The sequence below is a fragment of the Nostoc sp. UIC 10890 genome, assembly GCF_054786515.1.
In genome coordinates, this window is the sequence record NZ_JBSGKF010000001.1 from 1,517,915 (window position 1) to 1,530,878 (window position 12,964).

The 12,964-nt window shown below is 40.6% G+C and carries 8 protein-coding genes; 2 read left to right on the forward strand and 6 right to left on the reverse strand.

Features of this window, described 5'->3' with window-relative positions:
- Positions 1-999: 999 nt before the first annotated feature.
- From cobJ to ACWATR_RS06085, 5 genes are all read right to left on the reverse strand, one after another.
- Entirely contained in the window at positions 1,000-2,739 is a 1,740-nt protein-coding gene (cobJ, locus tag ACWATR_RS06065; RefSeq protein WP_460330430.1) for a precorrin-3B C(17)-methyltransferase, read from the reverse strand.
- Between the two features lie 371 nt (positions 2,740-3,110).
- Entirely contained in the window at positions 3,111-3,842 is a 732-nt protein-coding gene (locus ACWATR_RS06070) for a P-loop NTPase family protein (RefSeq protein WP_460330432.1), read from the reverse strand.
- Positions 3,843-4,306: 464 nt separating this feature from the next.
- Entirely contained in the window at positions 4,307-4,696 is a 390-nt protein-coding gene (locus tag ACWATR_RS06075; RefSeq protein ID WP_181930734.1) for a hypothetical protein, read from the reverse strand.
- A gap of 163 nt (positions 4,697-4,859) precedes the next feature.
- Complete coding sequence (locus tag ACWATR_RS06080; protein WP_460330436.1) at positions 4,860-5,297, reverse strand: hypothetical protein; 438 nt, start codon at positions 5,295-5,297, stop codon at positions 4,860-4,862.
- 281 nt (positions 5,298-5,578) lie between these two features.
- Positions 5,579-7,492, reverse strand: a complete 1,914-nt coding sequence (locus ACWATR_RS06085; protein WP_460330438.1) for a transketolase C-terminal domain-containing protein — start codon at positions 7,490-7,492, stop codon at positions 5,579-5,581.
- 402 nt (positions 7,493-7,894) lie between these two features.
- On the opposite strand from ACWATR_RS06085, the gene ACWATR_RS06090 reads away from it, so the two are divergent.
- The gene (locus ACWATR_RS06090; RefSeq protein WP_460330439.1) at positions 7,895-8,659 is read left to right on the forward strand and encodes a DeoR/GlpR family DNA-binding transcription regulator; all 765 of its coding nucleotides are present in this window, start codon (positions 7,895-7,897) and stop codon (positions 8,657-8,659) included.
- Positions 8,660-8,917: 258 nt separating this feature from the next.
- Positions 8,918-10,291 carry a glycosyltransferase family protein gene (locus ACWATR_RS06095; protein ID WP_460330440.1) on the forward strand — a complete coding sequence of 458 codons (1,374 nt, stop codon included), beginning with the start codon at positions 8,918-8,920 and terminating at the stop codon, positions 10,289-10,291.
- Positions 10,292-10,355: 64 nt separating this feature from the next.
- Here ACWATR_RS06095 and ACWATR_RS06100 read toward each other — a convergent pair whose 3' ends face one another.
- The gene (locus ACWATR_RS06100; RefSeq protein WP_460330443.1) at positions 10,356-12,935 is read right to left on the reverse strand and encodes a CHAT domain-containing protein; all 2,580 of its coding nucleotides are present in this window, start codon (positions 12,933-12,935) and stop codon (positions 10,356-10,358) included.
- Positions 12,936-12,964 lie beyond the last annotated feature (29 nt).

The following is a 12,964-nucleotide window of genomic DNA, read 5'->3' on the forward strand; positions in this document are numbered from 1 at the left end:
TCATGTTGCCCACCCCACAAAATGGATAATTTATTTCTTGGAAGTCCCTTATAGTACAATGCGCTTGGGTTAAGGGCTAATAGTACAAAATTGTGGGTTTTCAAGACGCGATAAATCGTCGTCTCTACAAGTATTTTGGTCTTATCTGAACTGTATTGCCTTGCCACATAAATTAGCTCGGCTCACTTTTATACAAATATAGGAATCCGCTTTGATTTCTGAACGAATTTGCGTGGTGCGCGTTCGCGGAGCGTGTCGCAGACAAGCGCAGCGCAAGCGCGATAGACAGGCAATAGGCAATAGGAAATAAGACAGAAGGCTTCTTAGTTGTACTGAGTTTTTTCAGAAATCAAATATGAGTCTTATATGTTTAGCCCAATACTTTTCGGTAAAGGGGAAAAGGGAAAGAACAAACCTTTCACCCTTCCCCTTTCCCCAAACCAAATCCCTCTTTTGAAAATCTTTAATCGAGAAGTATTGATGTTTAGCCCTAGTAAATAGAATTCGTGGCGGGTTTGAATCCCATAATAATTGAGCCTGAATTCAGACTCAATTATTACACATGTTTTAAATTCGCAATCATATATAAATATAAAAAAGTCCGCTTTCACGGACTTAAGTAAGGGCTTCTGTCACTTTTCTCGGCTACAATCATGTATGAATCATGATATTTTTATTGTTGATTATTAATTCAAAAAAAGCAAGCTTTAGAAGCTATTTTAATAGACTTAAGTACTTGAATTATATCTTCAAATGATAAACTTTAAAAATTTTTATGTGAAATTGTATCATCATGTTTTTTATGATTTTTCTAGACAAAAGAGGTTTAGACTAACATCAATTTAATAACTTATACAATTTTTTTGGGACAAAACACATATATATATGTCTTTTGAAACTTCAGTATTTACAAGATTTTTACATTAAAAAGGTAAAGGTGGTCAGGTATAACAGCCCCAGGAAGGAATTCCCAATCCTGGGGTTTTACTATGCGATCGCTTAAAGTGGATTGAAATCGGTATAGCGACGTGGCGTATAAACCCAGATACTACCATCGTTGCGCCTGATGGTTCGGGTTTTTGTGGAACCAACAAGAATAATTGTCCGCATATCAGCGATTTCTGGGGCTAACTGGTCAAGTGCGATCGCTTTCACCATCTGTCCTGGTCTGCCGAGATTTCGTGCCAATACTACTGGTGTATCCGGTGTTCTATGTCGCAGCAAAATATTTCTCGCTTCAGCCAGTTGCCAGGTACGCTCTTTGGAAACAGGATTGTAGAAAGCAATGACGAAATCAGCCTCAGCGGCAGCGGCAATTCGTTGTTCGATCGCAGACCAAGGCTTCAAGATGTCAGAGAGGGAAATAGCACAGAAGTCATGTCCAAGGGGCGCACCAATGGCTGCTGCTGCTGCTTGCATAGCGGAAATACCCGGTGCCACATGAATATCGATAGTGTCCCATTCGGGTTTAGCATAGCGATCGCATACTTCAAAAACCGCTGTTGCCATTGCATAGATACCTGGGTCGCCAGATGAAACTACAGCTACATATCGCCCAGATGCGGCCAAATCAAGAGCCATCTTTGCCCGTGCTTCTTCTTCGCGGTTGTCAGACTCATGCCGTTGCTTGCCATCAGCCAGAGAACCCACTAAATCTAAATAAGTCTTATAACCCACTAAGTCAGTTGCCGACTTGAGTATCTCTTTCACTTCTGGAGACATCCATTGCGAAGCACCGGGGCCCGTGCCAATAATTGCTAACCGTCCGCGTGGCTGACCGATGGTATTAGGGTCAATTGGTTGGGGGGCAATGGCGATCGCAATGTGGGGAGATGGAGATAAGGGGAATGTGCCTGTGGCGGTGATCGCTGCGGCTTGGACGGGGCTATAACCTTGTGAAAGTAGACTTTCTAACTGATTTGAGGTGAAAAAACGGGCAGGCACTTTGAAGGCGCTAGCTAAGGCATGGATTGTGGGATCGGCAGCGGCGGTGATGGGTGCAAATATCCCGGCGACTGATGTTCTTTCGAGTGCGGCATCAGCTAGTAGCTGCTGTACTAAAGCGACTGCATTATCTTTATAGCCAATAGTGTCATGAATTGCGATCGCGATCGTTGCTGGGTGGTAAACAAGACAGTTGGCTGTAGGAGTCACCAAACGTTCCGTAACTTGGATGGTCAAATCTCCCTTTGGATCTATAGGCAGTTGACTATCGCTCAACCAAGGTGCTATTCCTTCTAGCTTGACTTGCGCCCCCGCTAGCAAATCTGAGATAAATTTTTTCGCATCGTCTGGGTTTGCTAAATAGTATCCAGGGGGAGGAGACAACAGGGTTGTGCCCAAACGTAAATCGCCTGTAGTGGTAATTGCAGCTTTGACATCAAGGGCTTCGGCAATGCGGCGTGCCAAATCGTTTACCCCACCAAGTCCCCCCAAGAGGGGAACAACAGCGCTACCATCTTCAGCCACAGCTAGGACTGGTGGTTCCTGTCGTTTATCGGAGAGTACAGGAGCTAGCGTCCTAATTAAAATACCGGCGGCACAAATGCCAATCAGCGGCCTTCCCTGGACAAATAAATCGCGCAACGTCTCGCCAAAATTCGTGAAGCTGACATCAACCCCAGATGTGCGACCCTCTAAACCGTATAACGTCGCTCCTGGTAGGACGCTGATTATTTTGCGTGCTACTGTGACGCTATTTTGACCTAGTACTACAATGGCGGGTGCAACATTCATCATCACTTAATTACAACTTATCTCGTAACTTAATAGATTAATTATCAACAAAACTTGGAAAAAGGCATGGCATGAATTTCGCTACATGATTTCTGAGATAGATCATCGAGACAATTAAATCATCATATTTCAATGTATTGGGGTTGGGAGCAAAAAATAAAATATTTCTGTCGCCACATCTAATTGAGGAATAAAATTTGCACAAAATGATGATTTAAAAATCGCTGGATTATGGTACTACGAATTAAACTTGTCATCAATTAACCCTCTACTAAGAAAACAGAATATTTTCTTAGTAGAGGGTTAGGTTTTAAAATTTAACTAAGTTCACCAAAAAGTTTTGTGGTTTAATTTGAGATTAAAAATTTCCAAAGCTATTCAACTTTTTCATACCAGATACCTACTTTCTCAAAAGCACCATAAGCAAGCTTCAGAAAATTCATTACTCTCTGTCTCCCAATTATCCCAAATTCTTTATACTCTCTCGCCTCCGCGAACGTCAGTCGATTTTGGTCAATTATGTTTCTTTCTTTATATGCTAACTTCGGGAAATCTATGACTTTTATCTTATATTTATCTACTATTTTCTGAAAGTTTGAATCTGACTCTATATGCTCCCAGTCATCACACAGTCCTAAATTCCTCACCAGAATATGAGGGATTATCTCACCGTATGTATTCACTGACTGAGCAAACAGGTTGATGCTGTCGTATCCTCCTGTCGATACAAACCATTTGCAAAACATTACTCCCTGCGAACTCCCTAGTTCAATTAATTGATTAGAATCAATCCATCCTTGAACTGCTCTATGCGATTGTGCGGGTAAATTTACAATTACTGGCTTTTCTATCGCCCACTCAAATATTTTATCTGCCTTATCTGCTTGTCGTTCATTCTCACTAAACACAGCATATTTACATATATTCTTATACACTTCTGCTACATCTGGATTCGACCTATCTGTGTCCACTGGTACAAACGGGATTTTCTTATCCAGACAATACTGAATCATTGTCCTGGTAAAGAGAGATTTCCCTACCCCACCTTTTTCACCATCTACCAAATGAATCGTCGGCATTACAGCAACCTCTAAATACTTATCCACTTATAGGACTACCCGGTAAGCGTAAAACTCAGAGGCTTGGTTCCCTGAGATAGAAGCTACACGGAGGATTTTAATCCCCGTGATCTTCTCTAACTGTCATTCTTATTTTTACTTGCCATAATCTAACATTATATGGATATTATTTAGCCATGCAGTCAGGGTAATGAACCTGTCTAAAAACCCGATTGCTGCCTAACCCGTAAGCTCTGTACCTTCTCCCACAGGGAGACGCTAACGCGTTGGCGCAGCCTAAGAAAAGAAGACAATAAAATCTATAGGGTTCTATTACTAGGTATTAACTAATACATTAAAACTGCCCTTATTTATGATGGTTGGCAATACTTAAAGGCGATCGCATTTCCTAAAAAGAGGCGATCGCTTCTTAAAATTAGGGATTGGGACTCTAACTAAATCTCGAAAGAATTTCTTCCCCAATCCCCAGTCCCTAATCCCCAATCCCCAATTCAATTAGCTTTACGCTCTTTGAGCACTTGATCTAGCAAGCTTCTAGCAGGTTGTGCTTTAGCCAACGCTACTTGATGGTCATTATAAGCACGAACAAGGCGAGAAAGACTGCTCACACCTGCCTTAAGTTGCTCAAGTTCCTCACCAGCAACCAATTCTCCATCAAGCATCCGCCCAATCAACGGTTTGATATCGCCCACTTCCTGCCGGACTTTTTGGAGTTTTTCTAGGGTACTCAGTAAAGTTTTTAGTGAGTTTAATATATCGTCAATATCCTGGACATCCTCCACTGGTTCAGGCGAATCTTCAATTGTTACCGTATCTTTGTCGGAAACTGTAGGTAATTCCTCTACAGACGTTTCACTTGTAACCCCGTTTGCTCGTGCCATCAACGCTTCCTCAAGGAATTTCCCTCAGTGTATCGCTGATCTCAAGTTATCAAAGATAGTATTTTATAATTCGTTAAATAATTGTACGTAAAAACTTATCAAAGACTTATTCATCTGTGTCAGATGCGAAGTCATTACGCCATTTGATAGAATCATTTGTACATTATTTACAGTGTTGCTGGAGAAGAGATATAGCCAGAGCAAAACTATTAAGTTGAGTTTGGACTGCATAAGCTTCTCTTTCTAACTCTTGTCTGTGGACATCGGTATAGCGCATAAAAAATGGTCGGGCATAATTGATAGGTTGAATATCTAAACCTAAAGTTCTTATTTTACCTTTTCCCGCACATACTTGTGCAGCATGAACAGCCTCGTGGATTAGGGTCTGAGTACCAATGTGTAGCTCAAAAACTACTGGATTAATCCAAATTATTTTGTGAGTTTCTTCTAATAATCCATAGGCTCCTCGCTTTGGTGGTAGCTCAATTATTACCTGGAATCCAAAGTTTTCTAATTGATTTTTTAAATTTATAAACTGTCGTTCTGAGGTGGGGACTTGAGAAAGTAAAAATAAAGAATTTAACAGGAAAGCTTCTATCATTACAACTTGTCTATAGATTCAATGGTATTGCGAGAGTCCCCACCCTCTCTGCGTTCGCGCAGTGTGTCGCAGACAGACGCTACGCGAACAACTCTTAGAGGATGTTTGAAAAGTTCTTTTGTCGGTATAAAAAATTTTAGATCCCCATAAATCCCCCTTAAAAAGGGGGACTTTGATTCCGGTTCTTCCCTTTTTAAGGGGGTTAGGGGGGATCTAAAAGTGCCTAAAGTCACAGCGAAACACTTTTCAAACAAACTCTTAGTAGGGCGGAGAGAATGCTATTATCTAACTAAATCTTTTACCTTGTTTATAATGCTCACTGGATCAATGCCTTGATGGGGAAATTGTTCCCACAAACCGCCGCAACCTTCTTGATGAGTGCCAAGATGCGCGTATTTGGGAGTAAACCCACGCTCTAAAAGCCAGCTACCAAAACGACTGCCTAATCCAGTTCGACGGTTGAAGGATTCCACCACAAGAGCAAAAGGAGAATTACCGATTTTCAGCATCATCTCTTCGTCGATAACATTCAGGGTTGGTTTATTGATCAAACCTACATCTAGCCCTTCTTGCTGAAGACGCTCGACGGCATCAAGGGCACGATACAGAGCTTCACCAAAGCTGATGATGTAGCCTTGGGTTCCTTCTCGAATCACCTCATCTTTGCCAGGGACAAATTTATAATCGCTACCAAAAAAGTCATGGCCGTTTTTGTCGAGAATGTTAGGTACTTTAGAACGGGTGGAGAAAATAAACCGCAGTCCCGGATCAAAAAATACAGTTTCTACACAGGCTTTCATTTGATTAGCATCGGATGGAAAGTAAAGACGTGTTTCGTAGCCATCATCTAATCCATTGTCAGCGAACATATTATTTAAACCGAAGTGGCAGGTGTTATCGGCCATATCATCGATACCTGCATGAGAAAAGTGGCAAAGTACATTGGAGTTGTTCAGCCGCGCCATCGTAATCTCTGAGATACACATTTCTAAGAAAGCGCTAAAGGTTGCGAAAATACCTTGCTTTCCTGGTTCCATCCCAAATCCGGCCGCAGCAGAAAAGTTTCCTCGCTCCATAATGCCAGAGGAGATAAAAATTTCCGGGTATGCATCGTGAATCTTCTTCAAACCACAGGAGCCTTCAAGATCGCTGTCGATGACTCTGACTTTTTGCTTGCGCTCTGCTTCACTAATGCCACTTAAGACAGCAACTACCGCATCACCAAACACATTGCGGTTAGCATCCCATTTGTTACTGGAACCAAGAAAAGTGTAGGTTTGTTTCGGTTTCTGAATGCTCTTGATGTATTCGACAGCAGCAGTTTTTTGGCGTGATTCTAGATATTGAATTGCTAGCTCTACGGAAATCACATCATGACCGTGGGTAGAACCTTCTAACCCTTTAATGCCAGGACACATGGGGCGTTTATTGATAATGGCAATTGGCCCAGGGGTAGTTACAGCTTCGCAAATACGACGGTATAGGTCGTCTAAGTCTTCCCCATCTCCTTCGAGTACTTTCAGCCCATGCCCTTCTAAGGTTTTGGCAACGGAAAAACCGGGTAAATATTTTGAAGGATGTCCGGCGATTGTCACATCATTATCATCAATTATTAGCTTGACGTTTAGATGTTGAGCGACAGCCAAGCGAGCAGCTTCAGCATCATTGCCTTCCTGCTGGGAACCATCGGAACCAAGACAGAAAACAACCTTACCTGGATTTGCGATCGCCACACCATTAACATAAGGCCATATATGCCCTAGTCGTCCAGAACTAAACTTTACACCAGGAGTTAGCCCCAATTCAGGATGTCCTGGTAAGTGGGAGTTTGCTTCACGATAGTGCAGAAGTTGCTCACTTGGTAAGTCACCATGTAAAGCTGCCATCAAATACTGAGTTGCAACTCGATGTCCAGCTTCATCAAAGAAAATCGGCACAAATTGATCCGATGCTGCCCGAAACAAGGCATCAAGTATAATCACCTCTGGTACTGTGTCATAAGGGCCCCCTGTGTGACCACCCACTCCTCTAGCAGCGCCGGTGGCTGTAAAAAAGACGATCGCATCACGGCAAAGTTGAATATTTGTTTTTAAGCTCTCTCGTTGCTCCTGCGTAAGAGTTGCATTCGCTGGATTAAGAACCAGAGGCTTGTAAGCACTCAAATCAATGGGAAATTGAATGTTAGTAACTGTCATAAATTATTCCTTGGATTTAAACATTGGGGATTGGGGATTGGGGATTGGGGACTGGGGACTGGGGATTGGGGATTGGCTACTGAGAAACTATTCCTAAATATTTATTTCCTAGTCCCTAGTCCCTAGTACAGCTTGGCGTAAATAAGCCACCCATTTTAAATGTCTGAAACCTTTGCAAACAATTAATTACGAATTACGAATTACGAATTACGAATTCCGCCTTGCGGTACTAGTCCCTAGTCTCCAGCCACTAACAAGCTAAGATTGTTAAATCTTGCTTGCACGAATGTGCTTGAATTTATTTAAAGATGCTCGAAATATGCAGAAACCTGCACACCTATGAGTATAAACTCACAAACGTGCAATTTCAAGATCAGATATGCAACTTCAGGAAAATCAACTATGCTGACTGCGGAGCGACGACAATTCATCTTGGAGATTCTGCGTCGTGACAAAAAGGTGCTGTCATCGGAACTCAGTGCTGTTTTAAAGGTTTCTGAGGATACGATTCGTCGGGATCTGCGGGAACTTGCCGAATCTGGTTTTTTGCAGCGCGTTCATGGGGGGGCACTTCTACCTTCTCCAGCTTTTGCTAGTTATGCCGATCGCCAAAAGCAAGCACCAAAAGAAAAAGAAGCGATCGCTCGTGCAGCGGCAAAATTGGTCTGTACAGGGCAGGTGGTGATTTTAGATGGAGGTACGACAACTCTCCAAGTAGCCCGTCATTTGCCCTTGGATTTGCAAGCGACAATTGTCACCAATAGCCCTCCCATTGCGATCGCCTTGGCAGAACATCCCCAGATTGAAGTTGTAATGTTGGGTGGACAACTCTATAAAAAAGCCCTAGTAAACGTTGGTGCAACTACAGTTGAGGCATTACGGATGATTCGTGCAGATTTGTGCATGTTGGGGGTGTGTAGTCTACATCCAGAATTTGGGATTAGTGTAGCGAACTTGGACGAAGCCCATGTCAAACGAGCGATGATTGCTGGAGCAGCAGAGGTAGTTGGATTAGCCACAGAGGAGAAGTTAGATACTGCTGCTCCTTATGTTGTACAGTCGATTCATGCACTAACTTACCTTGTTACAGCACCGACTGTATCTGATCGGATGCTAACTTCTTACAAAGCTTTAGGTTTGACGATTATCCGTGACGGGTCAGCTTGAACCTGCCTCTTTCAAGACCTTAACCTGTCAAGAATGCTAGCAACTTGGGTTGTCTGTAGGACTCATATTTGATTTTTGAACAAAACTCAGTACACATTTATTCCTTCTTCCCAGTCCCCAGTTCCTTACCTCTACGAGTGATTCAGAAATCAAATCGGATTGCTATATTCATAAAATGTTAGGACAACTACTGTTCTGGATTGAGAAAACAGCTAGAAATAATGAAGTCTAAACATTTTTATAAAAGTTTTTCAAGATATGTTTCTAGATACATTTCGGGAAATCTCTGTCGGGCAAATTCCATTTTTAAAAAATAAAAGTATTCCATTAAAAAGTACACAAGATAGCGTCTTGAATTCAGATATTCAAGCTGTAAAAAATTGTCGAGAATGGATTATTTCTAAAACCAAAAATGCTTTTGATAATACAAGAATATTAGGAGTAGTAGCTGCTGCTAATAAAGCCGACAGCTTTTTACCTTACACCATTCCTAAAATCATTCAACAAATTGCTGATATGGGAATGAAAGCGGATATGATTATTGGGCTAAATCATGGTTTTGAATGCCCAAAAGTAATCGAATATTTTAACTTATTGCCAAATGTCCAAATTACTCACTTGTATACCGAATCGAAGCCAGAAAATAATATTTCAGCTAAGATATTTGACAATATAAAATGCATAGGTGAACCTTATTTTTTAGATAATATTTCTCCTGAATCTTCTCAGCATAGAATATTTATTGTTCACCAGAAAATTAGTTTACATTCATCAGGTAAGATCAGAGTTTTAGGTGATATTTATGGCTCCTTACTGTTAAAGAGTATACAAAAGGGATGGACGCCTCCTGAGTTTGTAGTAACTTTCGATGCTGAAACTCAGTTTTTACTGGAAACCCAATCTCAAGCAATCGAGTCGAATTTAGATACTAATAGCTTGATGCTAATAGTTAATGAGCTAAAAAAAAGTCCACAAATCGATATTGTAAGTACACGCAATAAATTTGTGGTTTATCAAAAATCTACGCTGGATAACATGGAAATTCTCTTACCTGACTATAGTCAAGAAGTACCTCCTATCCAGTTCTTTCTAAATGTTGTACATGGTAGATTTTCTGGTTATAAGTGGAACCCTGGAGGTGGTATTGTTGCTAGAACAGATGCAATAATTAGCTTGTTAGTGATAATTAGTGAAAGATATCCAGGAATACGAGTTGAAGATGTACATCTCAGCATATTAGCTCATCATGCTGGTTTTAGGTCTGATATATTATTGAAAGTTATCTCTATAAATAGATGTCCTAAGATAGGTGAGATGACTACGAATAGTTCCCTTAAAAGTGCTTGGATGGAGCAAATTTATAGATGGAATTCTGGCTGTAAAGGTTTAGAGTTATATTACGGCAAACACAATATTAGTCCAATAGTAGACGATGGATTTCCTTGGTTTACCATCACAAAATCACTAGACTTTTTACGAGTATTGATAGGTCATAGGAAAATTAATTTATCCACTATTATTAAAAACGTGAATTTTCTGGCGATCGCTCTAATTACTTCCCGTCAAATAAGACGGAAAAGCTCTCATAACCCTGATATCTTACAAGGCCCTACAGCCAAAGCTTTTTGGTAAAAATTAAGTGTTAGGGACTTTTGCAAGAGGTCTTTAGTGCCATTTCACGCTGATATCTTTATCTTTAAAACCAATTACCCACTAATACATAGGCAGCCCAGTAACCAGGGCGACTGTAATTAGGATACTTGGTTAATAATTTTACTTGAGCGCGACGCAATGCTTCTGCTTTAGTCACTTTACTATTGACTAATTCGTTGTAAAATTCACCAATTAAAATGGCAGTAGATTGATCATTGATATGCCACAGGGAAGCTACTGTACTACGTGCGCCTGCTTTTATCGCTGCACCTGCCAAACCTAATGTAGCTCGGTTGTCACCTGTGGCAGTTTGACAAGCACTCAAAACTAATAATTCTAAAATTTGGCTACTAGTGTCACTCTGACTGCGGAGTAAGTTATCGAACTGTAAAACATTGATAGAACCATCATTGGCTAAAATGAAAGTATCTTCTGGGCGAGAACTAAATTGTCCGTGAGTTGCCAAATGTAAGACATTAAAAGGAATAGTATTTACATTTTTTTCTAGAGTGCTACTGGTAAAATCTTTATCTAGTAATTTTGTGGTAGATGCTCCGGTTTCAGAAATGAGGTCGAATTCTAACTTGACTCCTGGTAAGGGTGAGAATTTTGGAAACTCCGCCGGGGGTTGCACTAAACCAGCAGCAAGTACTGTCAATGGTGTTTGAGCTAGAGGTCTGGGTGCTAATAGCTGAAGCCCTAAACTGAGAGCAACAGCGTATTTTTCTACTAAATATTTCTCCCCGTCGTAAAGAGCAGCTAAGGGTATATTTTTTAAGGCTCCATCTAGCACGAATACCAGAGTATTAACTTTACTTGTAGCTAAATCAGATTCAATAGGTTTAATTAACCAGTTATAGACTTCTTGGGAAAGGGTTTGTACTTCTTCCGTTCTATCTGGTTCTAAAATATATTCCCGCATTTCTGCCAAGGTACGCTCAACTTCAACCTGAGATTTGTTAACTGTATAATGACGCAGTGGTTGCTGAGGAATTTTAACAATTACTTGCAGTTGTTCTGGCAGAATAATTGGATAAAGTATGGCAGTGTTGGGATTTTCTTTGTCTACTACTTGATCTAAAAGTACCTTTTGTCCTTCTAAACAAGCTTCTCGGAAAAAGTTATCTAGTTCTGCTAACTGTAACGCCTCTATACGTGTTCTAGCTTTATCTAATGTTTTAATGTCGGGTTTTTCTCCAGAATTTTGCAGCAGCAAAACCACCGACTCACGATAAACTGGCTCTACATTATCTCGGAAATTAAACTGTATGTCCTGATTAACTGCTACTAAGTCAGTACGCAGTGACTCTAATGTTTCTACAGTTGCATCATAAGCTGCGATCGCTCCGGTAAAATTACCTTGGGCTTTTAGTAATCTACCCATTTGCCATTGCCACAAATAAGTAATTTCCGGTGCGTTGCTGGTTTGCGCCAATATCAAAGCCTGTTGTGTGAGGTTAATGGCCTCAGCAAATTGTTGGGTTTTTTCATACAAATTACCCAAATTCCCTAAAGCATAGGCTTCGGCCCGGATATCATCCAAACTTCGGGCTTGTTGTACAGCTGTAGCCAGGAGTTGAGCAATTTGGGATTTGGGAGTATTTAAAATAGACAAACTGTGAGCAAAGTTAATCCGGGCGTAAATCGATGGGCGTGAGGGTGGAAGTTGTGCAAGTAGAGATTGAATTTCTGGAATTAAGGTTTGTGTTGTTGTGAATTGTTTTTCCTCAATTAGTAAATTGAGATGATTGAGTTTTGCTTGCAGTTTTGTGAGGGGTGAAGTTGATGTATCAAATGTTTGTTGATAAAATGCGATCGCTTGGGGAATTTTTTGTTGATTCCGAACATTATTACCTAAACTAAGCAGACTTGAAGCGATATTTTCTGGTGACTTTAAACTTTGATAAATTGCCAAACTTTGTTCTAAAGCCAGCCGAGATTTTTCTGATTCCCCTACATTTTCTAATGTATCACCAAGGGAAAGTAAAACTGCTGCCTTTGCGAAAGAATCATCTTGAGATGCTAAGGTTTGATTTACTTGTTCTAGTTTTTTAATAGCTTGCTTATTAAACCCTCGATTTCTTAATGCTTGAGCTTGATAAAGTAGTGCCAAGGCAATACCGTTTTTATCTCCCAGCTTGGTGTAAATATCTTCAGTCTGTTCCCAAGTAGTCAGAGCTATTTCTGGCTTACCTGTCAAGAGTTGTAAGCGTCCTTGAATATCTAAAGTTTGAGCTAAAACTGCTAAATTTTTATTAGTTTTGCCTTGTGATTGAAAGCCTTGTAAATCTAAACTATTGGTAATAGCAATTTGAGCTTGTTGCCAATCACCAAGTTGTTGATAAGCCAGAGATAGATTACTCAAAGCCACAGATTGTTTTAAAGTATCTCCCTGCTGTTGATATGCTTGGACTGCTTGCTGTAAAACTTGCACCGCTTCAGCAAATCTACCACTTTCATATAATGTTTGGCTTTCAAGAATTTGTGATTGTGAATCTTGATTAATTATTCTCGTTTGAGAAATGTTTGCGATCGCTGGACTCAGCACAACACATAAGAGTACACTTAACACAAGTAGTAAACAAAAATTAATAATCTTTTTCACTCTTTTCTGTGTCTCCATGCCTCCGTCGTTAATTAAACCACGGAGTC